Source organism: Nocardia brasiliensis ATCC 700358, assembly GCF_000250675.2.
GTDB classification, from domain to species: domain Bacteria; phylum Actinomycetota; class Actinomycetes; order Mycobacteriales; family Mycobacteriaceae; genus Nocardia; species Nocardia brasiliensis_B.
Genome location: NC_018681.1, coordinates 3,278,067 through 3,293,864 on the forward strand (window position 1 = coordinate 3,278,067; position 15,798 = coordinate 3,293,864).

Here is a 15,798-nt window from a genome sequence, read left to right on the forward strand (position 1 = left end):
GCTGCGACCCGGGTTCGGATCGCCCTATTCGAGCCGAGGGGGTGCGGGGCGTCAAACAATCGACAGGCGTTGGGGGACAACCATCAGTTGTTGTCCCAGCGTCCGCCGCCGGCTTCGGCGGGCGGCAGCCACTGGGTTCGCGGATCGAAGGGGCGGAACCCGGCCGCGACGTAGCCGGCGAGCTGCCGCAGCGCGGGGCGCTGGTTGTCGCGATGCCACAGCATCGAATGGGGGTAGCCGGGTGCGGGATCGACGACCGGAAGCTGCACGATCTCCGGATGCCAAGGGGCGCGCAGACGTTCGCCGGTGAACACGTAACTGTCCGACGTGCGGGCGAGGTCGTCGAGCAGATGATCCAAGCCGAAGTCCGGGCCGGTGGTATCGATGGCGAGCCCGAAAGCCGCGGCGAGATCGTCGTAGAACCGGGCCCATTCGCTGCCCGGCACGTTGCTCGGCATCCGGGCGATCGAATCCGCCAGCTCGCGCAGGCGGACCTGACGACGGTTCGCGAGCGGGTGTTTGCGGCCGACGAGGATGTGCAGAGGTTCGAAATAGGCGGGAATATGGGTGATCACGGTGTCGAGCGGCCCGATCGCGCGGGCGAACGCGACATCGATCGTGCCGGCGACGAGGGCGGGTAGTCCGCTGCGCAGCCCGCTGGAGGTGATGATGTCGATCTCGAAATCGGGGTGGGCCGTATGAAACGCTCTGATCAATTCCGTTGCCGCGAGCCGGGTTCCGAGCACGTCCACGCGCAGCGGGCGCTCCCGTTCGCGCACCGCGGCGGTGGCTTGGTCGGCGAGCGCGAGCAGGGCCCGAGCCTGGGGCAGGAAGGCCGCGCCGATCTCGGTCAGGCCGGTTCCGGTGCGGGTGCGTTGCAGCAGTGTGGCGCCCAGCCCCGCTTCGAGTTTCGCGATGCGCTTGGAGATCGCCTGCTGGGTCAGCTTCAGTTGGTCCGCCGCGTCGCCGAAATGCTGGTGATCGGCGATCGCGAGGAAGGCGCGCACCGCACCGCGATCCAATTCCACCCGGCCGTCCTTTCACAACTGTCAGTTGTCGACAGCGAGCACGGTACGGTATTCGGCGGCAGCGGCTCTCAATACCCGCGCCAGACCGGTGTGCGCTTCTCGAGAAACGCGTGCATGCCCTCCTGCGCGTCGCAGGTCATGGCATTGGTCGCCATCACCTCGCCCATCTGCTCGTAGGCCTGGGGTTGCGGCAAGTCGATCTGGTGGTAGAAGGCTTGTTTCCCGATGCGCAGCGTCGAGGGGCTGGCCTGCGCGATCGACTCGGCGAGTTCGTGGGTGCGCGCGGCCAGGGCGTCGGCGGGGACCACATCGTTGATCAGCCCCCAGTCCGCGGCGGTCGGCGCGTCGATCACGGCACCGGTCAGCAGCAGTTGCATCGCACGTTTGCGGCCGATGGCCCGGCTCACCGCGACCATCGGCGTCGAGCAGAACAGGCCGATCCGCACCCCGGGCGTCCCGAAAACGGCGTCGGGAGTGGCGAGGGCGAGGTCGCAGGTGGCGACGAGCTGACATCCCGCGGCGACGGCGGGCCCTTGCACGGACGCGAGCACCGGCTGCGGGATCTGCTGGATCGTCTGCATCAATTCGATACAGGCGGCGAAGAGGGCGCGTTCGTCGTCGAGCGAACGGTCCACCAGTTCCCCGAGATCGTGACCGGCGCAGAAGGCACGGCCCGCCGCCCGGATCACCACCACGGCGACCTCGCTATTGCCGCCGAATTCCCGCAACGCGGCAGTGAGCTCGGCCATCATGTTGGCGGACAACGGGTTCCGCTGATCGGGGCGGTTCAGCGTGAGATACCCGATCCGAGCTCGCTGCTCGGTGACGACGTAGCTGCTCATATCGGAATGTCTACCAGTCGGGTGGTCCGTCGGCGGCGCTTTCGCGGTGGCGGTCCAGGCCTGGAGCGAGGCGCTGCGCCGGCGGCGCCGCCCGGTTCGAACACGCCGACAACCGGGGGGCTCCGTTCCGGCCGCCGATCTTGCACAATCGGTGCATGCCCAAGCCTTTTCTGCTGCTGCAACTGCGGCCCGAGCGCGCCGCCGCGGACGACGAGTACCACGCCATCCTGCGGGCCGGCGAACTCGACGCCGGCGACGTGGTGCGCGTGCGGATGGAGGAGGGCTTCCCCGATCTCACCCTCGACGACTACGCCGCGGTCATCGTCGGCGGTGGACCCAGCAATGTCGGCAATGCCGACGTCGAAAAGTACGACTATCAACGGCGCTTCGAGCCCGCGTTGAAAAAGTTGCTCACCGAGATCGTCAGTCGTGACTTCCCCTACCTCGGGGCCTGCTACGGGCTCAGCGTGCTCGCGGATGTGCTGGGCGGCACGGTCAGCACCGAGAACTACGGCGAGACCGCGGGCGCGCAGACCATCGAACTGACCGACGACGCCCGCGAAGACCCACTGCTCCAAGGTATTCCGCGAAACTTCCGGGCCTTCGTCGGCCACAAGGAGGCGTGCCAGGCGGTGCCGCCCGAGGCGGTCCTGCTCGCCGGTTCCGCCGACTGTCCGGTCCAGATGATCCGCGTCGCTCGCAATATCTACGCCACCCAGTTCCACCCCGAACTGGATGGCGACGGTCTTGCCCTCCGCATCGAGATATACCGCCACGCAGGCTATTTCGACCCGGACGAGGCCGACTACCTCACCCGTCTCGGCCACCAGGAATCCATCACCGCACCCAAACAGATCCTGCGCCGCTTCGTCCTGCGATACGGCGGTGCGGCGACCTGATCGCGAGAGCTATTCGGTTGCTGTGCGTCGCTCGTAGCGGGACCGTGCGCGGTCGTAGGCGGCGCGGAGGAACCGGCGGGCCGAATCGCTGGTTCGGACAGCGGGATCGACGACGGAGATCCAGGCCGCGGCGGCGTAGGTGGGGTGTGGGAGGAAGACGTCGGTGCTGCTGTAGTCGAGGTCGGCGGGCACCTCGCGGGGCGGGTAGCCGAGGGTTTCGATGAAGGTGTCCTTACCGGCGGAGATGTTGAGGCGGAAGGCGTCCGGGCGGTTCAGACGAGAGTGTTGATCGTCGGGATAGTCCTTGGTGACGATGGTGGCGAACGGCTGGGTGTTGGTCGGGACGACGCCGTCGGGGGAGTAGTAGAAGAACTTGTCGCCCCAGGCGATCTCCGGGGTGCCGTCGCCCGGAGCCGGCGCCAGAACGAGGATGCCGTCGAGGTCGGTGAGCAGGTCGATGATCTCGTCTATCGTCATAGGTTCGAGCGTCTCATTCAAGTGCTTGTGTGGACCTGGGGCCCAAGTACGAGGAGTTCTGCGTGAAAAACCTCAACTCGCAGGTCATGCGCACCGTCGATGTCGCCCGACGGGCGGGGTACTCGGTGCAGCAGATCCGCAATCTCGAACGCGACGGGGTGCTGCCGCCGGCCGAACGAACCCCGACGGGACATCGGGTCTATCGCGAGGTGCATCTGCACGCCGCGCTCGCCTATCGTGCGCTCGCCGCGGGCGCGGGTCCGGTGGCGGCCAAACAGATCCTCCGTACTGTGCACACCGGCTCCATTGCCGAAGCACTCGCTCTGCTCGACGCCGCACACGCCCGGCTGCACGTCGAACGCGTCGAACTCGCGCACGCCAAGGCGGCCGCAGACGCCATCGCCGCCGAACCGATTGCGGCCGTGCGGGATTCCGACTCGATGACGGTGTCCGAGCTGGCCGGTGCGCTGGGTGTCCGCACGTCGACGCTGCGGCATTGGGACGCAGCAGGTCTCGTCGTCCCCGATCGTGACCGAACCGCGCGCCGCTACACCCCGAGTCAGGTTCGTGACGCGCGCATCGTTCATCAGCTTCGGCGGGCGGGCTACCGAATTCCACAGTTACGCAATGTGCTTCCGGAGTTGCGGCGGGTCCACGACGCCTCCGACGTGCATGCTGCGCTCGCCGCCCGGGATGCTGTGCTCGCGTCTCGTTCCCGCGCCCTGCTCGCTGCGGCTGCCTCCCTGCATTTGCTCGTTGTCGAGGTCTGAGGGTGGGTTGTGGGCGAGTTCGGTTGGGGGTTCTTGCGTTTGGGCTTGTTGGCTGGCTGCCGATGTGTGACTTGCCCAGTGTGGTGTGCCTGCCGCGGGAGTTACATGGATGGTGCTGGGCGCGTCGTGTGCCGTACCCGGCTGTGGGTGCAGGTCAGGTGCGCGGTGTCGTGTTCCGGCGTGGTCGTCTGGCTGTGGTGGCGTCTCGAGCGGCTTGGGAGAAGGGGGTGGGTGGGAAGCGGCATGGTGGGTGTGGGCCGAGCGGCGTGGCGGTGGTGAATCCGCCCGGCGAGTCCGGAGACTTATTGCTGTGGCAGCTCGGCGGGTTGCCGGGCTGGTTGTTGAGCGTAGTAGGCGGTCTCCATCTCGGCGGGCGGTATATCACCGCAGTGCTGGTAGAGGCGTCGATGGTTGAACCAGTCCACCCATTCGGCGGTGGCGAGCTCGACCTGATCGACGGTGCGCCACGGGGCTCGGGGTTTGATCAACTCGGTTTTGAACAACCCGTTGATCGTCTCGGCCAGAGCGTTGTCATAGGAGGAGCCGACCGCTCCGACCGAGGGCTGGATACCGGCCTCGGCGAGGCGCTCGGCGAACGCTATCGATGTGTATTGAGACCCATGATCATTATGGTGGACAACATCTTTGATGTCCCAGCCCTGTCGTTCACGGGTCCAGATCGCGTGCTCGATCGCATCGAGTACCAGCGCGGTGGTCATCGACGTGGCAGTGCGCCAGCCGATGACCCGCCGAGCATAGGCATCGATCACGAACGCGACATACACCCACCCAGACCAGGTCCGGACATAGGTGATGTCAGCCACCCACAACCGGTTCGGTGCCGTCGGGGCGAACCTGCGCCGCACCAGATCGGCCGGCCGGACCGCGGCCGGGTCAGCGATCGTGGTGCGTGTGACCCGGCCGCGCACCGCGCCACGTAACCCGGCAGTGCGCATCAGCCGTTCCACAGTGCAGCGAGCCACCGCGATCCCTTCCCGATTCAGTTGCAGCCACACCTTTCTCGCGCCATACACACCGAAGTTCTCCGCATGCACACGCCCGATTTCGGCGATCAGTTCCTGATCCCGATTCTCCCGCACTGTCGGCATTCGATCGCGGTGCTCGTAATAAGTCGACGGGGCGATCTTCACACCGAGCTCGGCGAGTGCAGCACAGATCGACTCGACACCCCATCGCAGGCCACCCTCGACACGACGGCCCTGATGCTCGCTGATGTATCTGACCGTCAGCGCTGTGGCCGGTCCAGTTCGGCCGCGAAGAAAGCCGACGCCGATTTCAGAATCGCGTTGGCACGCTTGAGTTCTGCATTCTCCCGCCGCAACCGTCTCAGCTCGTCGGACTCATCGCTGGTGACACCCGGACGAGCACCGGTATCGATCTGAGCTTGCCGCACCCACTTACGCACCGTTTCCGGCGTCCCCACCCCCAACAACTCAGCCACCGCACCCATCGCCGCCCACTCCGACTCGTGCTGCTCCCGAATCTCGGCATACATCCGCACAGCCCGCTCACGCAACTCGACCGGATACCTCTTCCTCGACGACACGACTCCATCCTTCCCAGAAGATGAAGCCCCCGGACTCACCGGGGGGACTCAGTGGTGGGAAGCGGGCCGAGTGAGTGCGGACCAAGCGGCGGGGCGGTGGTGCGGATCTCTTGTAGTGGTGCGGTTGCGCCGGAAGTGCGTGGTTGGTCGCGGCGGAAGCCAGGGCAGGTGTGGACCAAGCGACAGATAGGTTGGAGCTCACAGAGTTTCCATACGGTTCACAGGGGCTGTAACTGCTGTGAACCGCATGGAAAGTCTGTGAGCCCCAGATTCACAGCGATTGGCACCGGCGAAACACGCCGAGGAGCAACAACACCCGCTCGATACCGCTGATACCTCGTCAAGGAAACGCTCGAGAACAGCACCACCGCCAGATGACCACGCCGGAACACGAGCCCACCCACCTGCCGTGCGCCTACAGCCGGGTACGGCACCTGACGCGCCCAGCACCATCCACGTAACTCCCGCGGCAGGTACACAAACCAGGCCGGTCACACTTCGGCAGCCAGCCAACAAGCCCAAACGCAAGGAAACCAAGCGACAGATAGGGCGGGGCCACAGACCTTCCCTACGGTTCACAGGGGTTGTAGCTGCTGTGAACCGTAGGGAAGGTCTGTGGGTCTCCGACTCGCCCAGCGAAACACGCCGAAGCAGCGTCCCTGGCAGGCCTAGCCGTGGACGGCGGCGAGCATTCGGTCCTTGCCGGAGAGGATGTGGGCTTCCATCAGGTGGGCGGTGGCGGCGGTGTCGCCGGCGGCGAGGGTGTCGAGGATGGCGGCGTGTTGGTCGTTGGAGACGTGGCGGGCGGCGTCGGTTTCGAGGCCGTGGCGGCGGAAGAGGTGTAGTTCTTTGGAGACGTCGTCGTAGAGGTTGACGAGGCGGGGGTTGCCGGAGAGGGCGACGAGGGTGCGGTGCAGGTCGACGTTGCGGGGGTAGTAGTCGTCGACGGTGGGGACGGCGGCTTGGAGCCGGTCCACTTTGGCGCGTAACTCGCGCACCTGGTCCGGCGTGACCTGTTCGGCGGCCAAACGGCCGGCCAGACCGAACAGGCTGGCCCGGATGTCGTAGAGCTGGGCGGCTTCGGTCACCGAGACCTCGCGCACGAACATGCCTCGGTTGGTGCGGAATTCGACCAGCTTGCCGTATTCGAGCTGACGCAGGGCCTCGCGCACCGGGCCGCGGCTGACCCCGAGCCGCGCGGCGAGGGACGACTCGTTGATCCGGTCGCCGCCGGACAGCGCGCCGGTGATGATCATCTGCTCTAGTTCGTCGGCGATCAGTTGCAGCAGGGAACTGGCCTGATGTTCGGCCACCCGACGCTGCAGCGCCGATATCGCCTGCGTCTGTTCGGACATCGTCACCGGGCCCCTTCGCTCACCGCACACACAACAACACGGCAGTTTCGCAGAGTCGATCGCAAATTGCAAATCGTTGACAGTTGACGAGCGAACTGAAGGAGGACGGAATGAAGATCAAAGACATCCGGGCCAGCGTGCACACCACGACGATCGAGGTGCCGTTGCTGACCGAGCGAGTACCGGGTTACGGCCGCGAGGAACAGCGCGAGTTCGTCTTCTGCGAGGTCGAAACCGATGACGGGGTGACCGGGGTGGCCCTGACCGGTCACTTCCTGTCCCGCGCCGTGGTCGTGGCCCTGGAGCAGCACTTCCTACCGGTCGTGGTCGATATGGACCCGCGCGAACTGGAGGCGATCCATCAGCGGGTGTGGCGCAGTCTCAATCCCCGTGCCATGACCGGTGTGGTGTCCAGCGCCCTGTCACTGCTCGACATCGCGCTGTGGGATATCAAAGGCAAGGCGGCGGGGCGTTCGGTCGCGAGCCTGCTCGGCGGCGCGCGCACCGATGTCCCGGTCTACGTGACCTTCGGCTTCCCGCAGTACGATCGCGAAACACTCACCGCCGCAGCGCAACTACAACTCGATCAAGGTTTCACCGCGCTGAAACTCGTGGTCGCGGTGTCGGCGCTGGCCTTGGTGATCTTCATCGTCGTCGTGCTCGGCGGTGTCTCGGTGCTGGCCGGTTTCTCGCTGCTCCGCTTGATCACGGTGCTGCGCAAGGAACTCGCGGTCGTGCTCGGCACCTCGTCCTCGGAAGCGGTGCTGCCGCAACTGATGGAGCGGCTGGAGCAGGTCGGGTGCCGGCGCAGCGTGGTGGGTCTGGTGGCGCCGACCGGGTTCTCGTTCAACCTGGACGGGGTCGCGGTGGTCATCCCCATCTGCGTGGTCTTCATCGGCCAGGTCTACGGCATTCCGCTCACCTTCGGCGATCAGCTCGGACTGTTCCTCATCTTTCTGGTGCTGTCGAAAGGCACTGCCGGGATCAGCGGTTCGGCCTTCATCACGCTGGCGAACACGGTCGCCGCGACGAGCCTGGTGCCGATCGCCGGTCTGGCCCTGGTCCTTTCGGTCGATCGCTTCCTTTCACTCATCAGAGCGCTGACCAATGTGCTCGGCAATGCGGTCGCCACCGTCGTCATCGCCCGGTGGGAACCGGGCGGCCTCGATCGCGAATTGGCTGCTCGCACCATCGGGTGGTCGCGCCCGAAAAACACGGTAGGAGAGAAGTAATGCCCCGAATCGTCGCCATCCACGAGGGTGTCGTGCCGATCAGTTCTTCGATGAGCAACGCGTTCATCGACTTCAGTGCCATGGATTGTTCCGTCGTCGCGGTGGTCAGCGATGTGATCCGGGAGGGTGAACCGGTCGTCGGATACGGATTCAATTCCAACGGCCGCTACAGTGCGGGTGAAATCCTGCGCCGCAGGATCATTCCCCGGCTGCTGCAGGCCGAACCGGATGACCTGCGCACCGCCGACGGACAGGCGATCGACCCGGCCAAGGCGTGGGATGTGATGCTGCGCAACGAGAAACCGGGCGGACACGGTGAACGGTCGGTCGCCGTCGGCGTAGTCGACATGGCGCTGTTCGATCTCGCTGCGAAACTGGCCGGGCTACCGCTCTATCAATGGCTCGTCCGGCATTACGGATTCGGGGCTCCGGACACGGACGTATTCGTCTATGCCGCAGGCGGATACTACGCGCCGGGCAAGGGCCTGACGCAGCTGCAAGACGAGATGCGCGGCTTCCTGGACCAGGGCTACGACGTGGTGAAGATGAAGATCGGCGGTGCGAGCCTGGCCGACGACGTCAAACGGGTCGAGGCGGTGCTCGCGGTGCTCGACGGCGACGGGTCGCGGCTCGCCGTCGACGCCAACGGCCGTTTCGATCTCGACACCGCGCTGGCGTACGGTCGTGCCCTCGCGCCCTACGGTCTGTTCTGGTACGAGGAGCCGGGTGATCCGCTCGACTTCGATTTGCACGCAAGGCTTTCCGGGCAGTACCCGGGGCCGCTGGCGACCGGTGAGAACCTCTTCTCACTCGCGGACGCCCGCAACCTCATCCGGTACGCGGGGATGCGACCCGATCGGGACTACCTCCAGTTCGACCCGGTGCTCGGCTACGGTCTGGTCGAATACCTGCGCATCCAGGACATGCTCCGCGCGCACGGCTGGTCGCCCCGGCGCTGCATTCCCCATGGCGGGCACCAGTTCTCGCTGCACATCGCCGCTGCCCTCGGGCTCGGCGGCAACGAGTCCTATCCCGGTGAGTTCCAGCCCACCGGCGGCTTCGCCGATGCCGCCGTGATCGAACACAGCCGGATCCGGCTCACCGACACCCCGGGTATCGGCTTCGAGGACAAGGCCGAGCTGTATCGCGTCTTCCGCGCGCTACATCGCTAGATCCTGGTGGCGAGGAACTCGCGCACCAGCGGTACCGCTTCGGCGGGGTGCTCCGCTCGCATCGTCTCGCCGATCGATTCGAACTGCCACACCCCGTCGCTGCGGTACACCTTGCACATCACCAAGCCCGTGTGCGAGCCGCCGGCGCTCAGGTCGAATCGGGCGAGTTCGATGCCGGACACGCTGTCGATCAGGCGGCAGAACGCATTCTCGATCTGCTCGAAGGTCTGGCCCGTGTAGCAGGTCACGATGAAGACCGCGGCGGTGATCTCGGGCGACAGCCTGGTCAGGTCGACGGTGATGATCTCGTTGTCGCCCTTGCCTTCACCGGTCGTGCTGTCGCCGAGGTGGCGCACCGCGCCGTCGCGCGAGCTCAACTGTTCGTGGTAGACGACGTCGGCGATCTGATCGCCGGCGAAGAGCAGTGCGGACGCGTTGAGGTCGATATCCTTGCCGGGAGCGCCGAACCAGCGGCCCGGGCGGACCGGATCCCAGCCGAGCGCCATCGTCACGTAATCGAGGGCGGCGCCGTTTTCGTCGCGAAGTGTAGTGAACATCGGTGTCTCCCAGCGTCGATCGGCCCGCCCCGCGTGCGCGGGCCGGGTTTGCCGACCAGACTTCCCGGCGCACCTACCCGTAAAGATGCCGTAAATATGCCCGTAAAGCAAATGAGTTAGGTGATATAAGCGGCTGATCACCGACGATGAGCGAGGGGGCATCGATGTCTCGATTGGACAGCATCCTGTGGCCCGCGGGCAGCCAGGCGGCTCCGACCGTCGACGCGCAGACCGTGCGGGACCTGAATCTCGAGGACATCTTCACCATCGTGACCCGCGGGGATCCGACCTTGGCGCGCCATGTGCGCGCGCCGGTGGCCGATCTGGACACTGTGACGTTCCGGCAGGAGATATTTCGCGATCTCGGTCGCGCGGAACTGCGGGAACTCTTCGAAGAATTCGCGATGCGGTTGCGCATCGTGCACGCGTTCGCGACCGCGTCGGCCGAACAGCATCATCGCACCACCGGACACCGGCTGTATCTCGACGCGGTGGTCGGTTACGGCAGCGCTCTGCGGGCGCTGAGCGCGGCGCTTTCGACCGTGCCGGGCACCTCGCGGGGATTGCGGAGTTGGCAGAGCTACCTCGAAACATACTTGGCCACAAATCAATTCGAGGAGCTTATGGCCGTCGCGACGCGTGTCCAGGCTGGGCTCGACGCCGTCCGCTACACCCTCTCCATCGACGGCAGGCAGGTGGTGGTGGCGCGGGACGACAACGCGCAGGACTACAGCGCCACCGTCGAGCAGGCCTTCGCACCGCTTGTGCGTGGATTCCGCCCCGAGCCGGCGCCGCCGGAAATCCTCTCCACCACAGTGCATTACATGGAAGAGCAGATCGCCGACCGGGTCGCCGAACTGTTCCCGGCCGAATTCGCCGAGCTGGCGCGGTTCTGCGCCGCGCACCCCCATTTCCTGGCCCCCTCCGTCGAATCGTTCTATCAGGAACTGCGCTTCTATCTCTCCTTCCTCGAATTCGTGGATCATCTGACCGGCGAGGGGTTCACGTTCAGCTGTCCGCGGTTGACCGAGCGGTTCGAGGAAATCGCGGTGACCGGCGGATACGATCTCGCGTTGGCGGTGCGGCTGCGTGGTTCCGGACAATCCGTGGTACCCAATGATTTCCGGCTCGGCGGCAGCGAGCGGGTGCTGGTGGTCACCGGACCGAATCAGGGCGGCAAGAGCACCTTCGCCCGCATGTTCGGTCAACTCGCCTATCTGGCGGCGCTCGGGTGTCCGGTGCCCGCGGCGAGTGCCACGCTGCTGCTCGCAGACCGCCTGTCCACCCATTTCGAGCGCGCCGAGAGCGTCGAGCACTCGGCGGGCAAGCTGCACGACGAACTCACCGAGGTGCACGGCGCGATCCACGCCTGCACCGCTCGCTCGCTGATCATCATGAACGAGACGTTCAGCTCGACCACCACGGCCGACGCGCTGCAGATCGGCGGTGCGGTGCTGCGCCGCATCATCGAGCGGGGTGCGGTCGCGGTGTACGTCACGTTCCTCGACGAGCTGGCAAGCCTGCATCCGGCCGTCGTCAGTATGGTGGCCGGCGTCGGTGACGATCCGAGCACGCGCACGTTCCGGATCGTGCGCAGACCCGCGGACGGCAAGGCGCATGCGGCCGCGATCGCGGATCTGTTCGGACTCGGTTACACCGCGATAGCGGAGCGGATCGCGCGATGAGAGTCGGTCTGCTGGAACCGGATTCCGCCCGGGCGCAGACGGTGCGGCACGGCGCGACGGTGGTGCGGGATCTCGAGCTCGGCGTCGTGTTCGACGCGATGGCGGCCGGCGATCCGTTCCTGCGCGACAGCGTCGAGTCGATCATGGTGCACGCGTCGACCGATCCGGCGACGATCAGGTATCGCCAGGAAGTGCTCGCCGATTGCCTCGCCGACCCGGCCGCGGTCCGCCGCCTGTACGCGCTGGTGGGCGCGAGCGAAAGCGTGCGTCGCTGGACGATCGGTCGTGGCGGTGCGCCGCGAGCCAAGCTGAATCTCTCGCTGGAACCGCTCGCCGAACTGATCGGTCACCTCCGGCAGGTGCGTGCCGCGTGCGCGGCTCTCGGCCTGCGGTCGGCGGGTTTCGCGCGACTGTCGGCGCTGGTCACCTCGTCGTTCCGGGACGAAGTGCTCGATGCGGTCGAATCGCACGTCGACGCACTGCATTTCGAGCACGGCGTAGCGCTGGGCGCCGGGCTCGGTACGGGGAACAAGCCGGTCGGCGTCGTGCTGCACGAGCCACCGCGACCGGCGCGGCGTGGCCTGTTCGGCGGCGATCGGCGCGCGCGGCACGGCTTCACCCTCCCCGGCCAGGACGAGAAGGGGGCGGAGTACCTTGCCGGGCTGATCGGCCGCGGCCTGTCTCCGGTGGCCGAAATCGTTTCGCACGCCACGGATCTGATCACCGATTTCTTCCTGTCGCTGCGCACCGAGCTGGCGTTCTATCTCGGCTGCGTGAACCTGCACGAGCGGTTGACCGCCTCGGGGTATCCGCTGTGCTTTCCCGAGCCGCTGCCGGTCGGCCGGGCCGAGCTGCGGTGCCGGGAATTACGCGATCCCACCCTGGTCTTGTCGTCGGGCAAGCCGGTCGGCGCGAACACGGTCGACGGATCGGGCCGTTCGCTGATCCTCGTCACGGGCGCGAACAGCGGTGGCAAATCGACCTTTCTGCGCAGCGTCGGCCTAGCTCAGGTGTTGCTGCAAGCCGGAATGTTCGTGCTCGCGGACAGTTTCGCGGCGGATGTGCGGACCGGCGTCTTCACCCATTTCCGGACCCAGGACGACGCCACCATGACCTATGGGAGGTGGAAAGAGGAGCTGGCGCGGATCCGGGACATCACCGATGCGATCCGGCCCGCCGCCCTGCTGCTGTGCAACGAGCCCTTCGCTTCGACCAATGAACGGGAAGGAACCCAGATCGGCGGGCCGATACTGCGGGCGCTGCACGATGCCGGCGTGAAAATCGCTTGTGTGACCCATCTTTACGATCTGGCCCGGGAGTTCTATGACGGGCAGACCGGGGCCGAGCTGTTTCTGCGGGCCGAGCGGTTGCCGGACGGCACACGCACCTTCCGTGTGGTCGAAGGCGAGCCGGTAGCCACGAGTCACGGGGGTGACGTGTTCCGCCGCGTCTTCGGCGATGATCGGATGTCGGTGTAGCGCACTATGGACGGGAGGCGTCACGGATTCCCCGCGACGCGGATGGAGGCGGGTCTCATGTCGGACACCAACAAGCGCAATCTCCTCTACTTCGAAAGTCCGTCCATGCGTGGGCTGTACGAGGCGATCGACGAGTGGCAGGAGTCCGCCGAGCGGCGGCTGCTCTCGCTCAGCATCCAGCGCGACGGCGACAATTTCTGCTGCCTCGCGCTGACCAACCCGTCCGAGGTCGTGATCACCAGTCCCGACGGGCACAATCACGCCAACGTCAGTCGGTTCGGGACGCTGGCCGTCGACGCGGTTTAGCCGCCGCCCCTTCGGTTCCGGTGAACGCGCCCGCGCGCGCGGCCAGCGCGGCGGTCGCCGCGGCGTGCGCGGGCAGGCCCGGATCGGGTGGAGTACGTAGCAATATCAGCTGGTGGTAGAGCGGCGCGGTCGCGGCGATCAGCAAGGCGCGGGCGTCGATGCCGGGCTCGAGTTCGCCGCGCCGGACCGCGCGTTCGACGACGATCTCCGATTGCGTATACCGGCCCTCCCATAGTCGCTGCAGGGCGTCGGCGGCCGCCGCGGAGCGGAACGAGACCGCGATCAGCGCCTCCGCGATGGAGGATTCCTCGGTCAACGAGTCCTGGATCTCCTGGTTGAGTGCGGTCAGATCGCCGTGCAGGGTGCCGGTGTCGCGCGGGTGCCAGTCGAGATCGCTCGCCGCGGCGAAGACGTCGGTGATCAGTCCGGCCACATCGCGCCAGCGGCGATACACCGTGGTGCGATGCACGCCCGCGCGTGCGGCGACGGTGTCGACCGTGAGCGCGTCGTAGCCGTGCTCGGTCAGTTCCGCGCGTACCGCGTCGAGAACCTGATCCCGGATGCGCGCGGTGCGGCCGCCCGGGCGTGACCGCGGGGACGAATCAGCTGGTGAAGGGGGCAATGTCGACGACCCGGTTGCTCTGGAGGGATGGGCTGTGGCACCATATTAACGCAACATTCGTCGCACTAGTGAGGTAGGCCGATGGTCATTCGAAGTGTTCCCCCGGTCCTGCGGTGCTCGGTCACCGCGTCCTCGAATGCTTCGGAGTGTGCCCATGCCAACCCAGATCACCGCGCACGCGGTCACCAAGTCCTTCGACGGCCGTCGCGTACTCGATGAGGTGACCTGTGTGCTCGCCGCGGGCGAGCGCACCGGGATCATCGGCGAGAACGGCTCCGGCAAGACCACCCTGCTGCGGCTGCTCGCCGGTCGGGAACAACCCGACGAGGGCGAGATCGTCGTGCACGCCGAGGGCGGCATCGGCTACCTCGCGCAGGACGAGTACCTGCCGCCACAGCTGACCGTGCAGGAGGTCGTCGACCGCGCCCTCGGTGAACTCCGTGCGATCGAGCACCGGATGCGCCGCCTCGAGTCCGCGATGGGCTCCGGCGACGAATCGGGTCTGGCCGAATACGGCGAGCTGACCACGGTTTTCGAACTACGCGGCGGCTACGACGCGGATGCGCGGGTGGAACGGGCGCTGCACGGCCTCGGTCTCGGACTGGTCGGGCGCGAGCGCACCGTCGGCGAACTGTCCGGCGGCGAACAGGTCCGGTTGCGCCTGGCCGCGGTGCTGGCCGCCGGATCGGAAGTTCTGCTGCTGGACGAGCCGACCAACCACCTCGACGACGACGCCCTGACCTGGCTGGAAGACCATCTGCGCACCCGGCGCGGGACCACCGTGACGGTGTCGCACGACCGGACCTTTCTGGAACGGGTCGCGACCACCCTGCTCGAGGTCGATGCGGATCGGCGGCGCGTCATCCGCTACGGCAACGGCTACGCGGGCTACCTGGCCGAGAAAGCGGCGGCGGGGGAGCGCTGGATGCAGGCCCACACGCAGTGGCAGGCCGATGTCGATCGGCTGCGCGAGTTCGCCGCCACCACCGCGCGTCGCGTCGCACCCGGCCGGGCGATGAAGGACAACAACAAGATGAGCTACGACCGAGCCGGCGGCCGGGTCCAGCAATCAGTGGCCGGCCGGGTCCGCAACGCCGAGGAACGGTTGCGCCGGCGCCTCGCCGAACCGGTACCGGCCCCGCCGGAACCGCTGCGTTTCCGGGCTGCGCTGCACGCGGGACGAACGCAAGGCGCGGTGCTAGAGGCCACGGACGTCGCGGTCGAGGGCAGGCTGGAACGGATCGGTGTCACGGTGGCGGCGGGGGAGCGCCTGCTGATCACCGGGCCGAACGGGGCGGGCAAGTCCACGTTGCTGCGGGTGCTGGCCGGCGCGCTCGCACCGGATCGCGGCACGGTGCTCCGGCGCGGCCGGGTCGGCTACCTCGCGCAGGAACCGCCGCCCGCCGCGCCCGGCGAAACTCTGCTCGCCGCCTTCGGCCGGGGCCGCGGCGGTGGGGCCGATCAGCACGCCGAGGTATTGATGTCGCTCGGTCTGTTCGACCGCACCCGGCTCTCGGCACGGGTGGCGGAGCTGTCCACCGGGCAGCGGCAGCGACTCGCGTTGGCGCGCTTGGTCACCGAGCCCGCCGACGCGCTGCTGCTCGACGAGCCCACCAACCATCTGTCACCCGGCCTGGTCGAGGAGTTGGAGAAAGCTTTGGCCGACTATCGTGGCGCGCTCGTGATCGTCAGCCACGATCGGCGGCTGCGCGCGCGCTGGCGGGGCGCGCACCTCGCCCTGCGGACCTGCGTCTCCGTCTGATCGACCGATTACCCACGCACCGAAGGAGTTTCACCGTGCCCGACAG

The 15,798-nt window shown here is 66.9% G+C and carries 15 protein-coding genes; 8 read left to right on the plus strand and 7 right to left on the minus strand.

Annotation, left to right across the window (positions count from 1 at the left end):
• Positions 1–83 precede the first annotated feature (83 nt).
• Positions 84–1,028: a LysR family transcriptional regulator gene (locus O3I_RS14830; RefSeq protein WP_014983743.1), complete on the minus strand. Its 945-nt coding sequence runs from the start codon at positions 1,026–1,028 to the stop codon at positions 84–86.
• 68 nt (positions 1,029–1,096) lie between these two features.
• On the minus strand, positions 1,097–1,870 hold the full coding sequence (locus O3I_RS14835; RefSeq protein WP_014983744.1) for an enoyl-CoA hydratase: 774 nt from the start codon (positions 1,868–1,870) through the stop codon (positions 1,097–1,099).
• A gap of 155 nt (positions 1,871–2,025) precedes the next feature.
• On the opposite strand from O3I_RS14835, the gene O3I_RS14840 reads away from it, so the two are divergent.
• A complete protein-coding gene (locus O3I_RS14840; protein WP_014983745.1) occupies positions 2,026–2,769 on the plus strand; it encodes a glutamine amidotransferase in 744 nt (247 codons plus the stop codon).
• Between the two features lie 9 nt (positions 2,770–2,778).
• Here the strand turns inward: O3I_RS14840 and O3I_RS14845 are convergent, their stop codons facing one another.
• Positions 2,779–3,246, minus strand: a complete 468-nt coding sequence (locus O3I_RS14845) for a DUF6194 family protein (protein ID WP_014983746.1) — start codon at positions 3,244–3,246, stop codon at positions 2,779–2,781.
• 62 nt (positions 3,247–3,308) lie between these two features.
• Here O3I_RS14845 and O3I_RS14850 point away from each other — a divergent pair, with 62 nt between their 5' ends.
• Positions 3,309–4,016, plus strand: a complete 708-nt coding sequence (locus tag O3I_RS14850; RefSeq protein ID WP_014983747.1) for a MerR family transcriptional regulator — start codon at positions 3,309–3,311, stop codon at positions 4,014–4,016.
• A 302-nt stretch (positions 4,017–4,318) separates the two neighbouring features.
• Here the strand turns inward: O3I_RS14850 and O3I_RS14855 are convergent.
• Together O3I_RS14855 and O3I_RS14865 are read right to left on the minus strand one after the other, a co-directional pair.
• Positions 4,319–5,583, minus strand: a protein-coding gene (locus tag O3I_RS14855; protein WP_424769582.1) for an IS3 family transposase whose coding sequence is annotated in 2 segments (ribosomal slippage) — positions 4,319–5,301 and positions 5,301–5,583 — 1,266 coding nt in all. Because the reading frame shifts where the segments join, the coding sequence is not laid out codon by codon here.
• A 668-nt stretch (positions 5,584–6,251) separates the two neighbouring features.
• Positions 6,252–6,938 (minus strand): FCD domain-containing protein, encoded by a 687-nt coding sequence (locus O3I_RS14865; RefSeq protein ID WP_014983750.1) that lies wholly within the window; start codon positions 6,936–6,938, stop codon positions 6,252–6,254.
• Positions 6,939–7,048: 110 nt separating this feature from the next.
• Between O3I_RS14865 and O3I_RS43800 the strand changes: the two genes are divergently transcribed.
• Positions 7,049–8,170: a cation:dicarboxylate symporter family transporter gene (locus tag O3I_RS43800; RefSeq protein ID WP_014983751.1), complete on the plus strand. Its 1,122-nt coding sequence runs from the start codon at positions 7,049–7,051 to the stop codon at positions 8,168–8,170.
• Positions 8,170–9,342: a mandelate racemase/muconate lactonizing enzyme family protein gene (locus O3I_RS14880; RefSeq protein ID WP_014983752.1), complete on the plus strand. Its 1,173-nt coding sequence runs from the start codon at positions 8,170–8,172 to the stop codon at positions 9,340–9,342. Before O3I_RS43800 ends, O3I_RS14880 begins: the two co-directional genes overlap by 1 nt.
• On the opposite strand, the gene O3I_RS14885 is transcribed toward O3I_RS14880, so the two are convergent.
• Positions 9,339–9,899, minus strand: a complete 561-nt coding sequence (locus O3I_RS14885; protein WP_014983753.1) for a TerD family protein — start codon at positions 9,897–9,899, stop codon at positions 9,339–9,341. The two genes, O3I_RS14880 and O3I_RS14885, sit on opposite strands and share 4 nt — an antisense overlap.
• Positions 9,900–10,063: 164 nt before the next feature.
• Between O3I_RS14885 and O3I_RS14890 the strand changes: the two genes are divergently transcribed.
• The 3 genes from O3I_RS14890 to O3I_RS14900 are packed head-to-tail and all read left to right on the plus strand — an operon-like array spanning position 10,064 to position 13,368.
• Complete coding sequence (locus O3I_RS14890) at positions 10,064–11,584, plus strand: MutS-related protein (protein WP_041562619.1); 1,521 nt, start codon at positions 10,064–10,066, stop codon at positions 11,582–11,584.
• Positions 11,581–13,062 carry a MutS-related protein gene (locus O3I_RS14895; protein ID WP_014983755.1) on the plus strand — a complete coding sequence of 494 codons (1,482 nt, stop codon included), beginning with the start codon at positions 11,581–11,583 and terminating at the stop codon, positions 13,060–13,062. Before O3I_RS14890 ends, O3I_RS14895 begins: the two co-directional genes overlap by 4 nt.
• Before the next feature lie 57 nt (positions 13,063–13,119).
• Positions 13,120–13,368, plus strand: coding sequence for a hypothetical protein (locus O3I_RS14900; protein WP_041563822.1), 249 nt, complete (start codon positions 13,120–13,122; stop codon positions 13,366–13,368).
• Here O3I_RS14900 and O3I_RS14905 read toward each other — a convergent pair.
• Complete coding sequence (locus tag O3I_RS14905) at positions 13,331–13,990, minus strand: TetR/AcrR family transcriptional regulator (protein ID WP_014983757.1); 660 nt, start codon at positions 13,988–13,990, stop codon at positions 13,331–13,333. The two genes, O3I_RS14900 and O3I_RS14905, sit on opposite strands and share 38 nt — an antisense overlap.
• A 154-nt stretch (positions 13,991–14,144) precedes the next feature.
• On the opposite strand from O3I_RS14905, the gene abc-f reads away from it, so the two are divergent.
• Positions 14,145–15,752 (plus strand): ribosomal protection-like ABC-F family protein, encoded by a 1,608-nt coding sequence (abc-f, locus tag O3I_RS14910; protein WP_014983758.1) that lies wholly within the window; start codon positions 14,145–14,147, stop codon positions 15,750–15,752.
• Positions 15,753–15,798 lie beyond the last annotated feature (46 nt).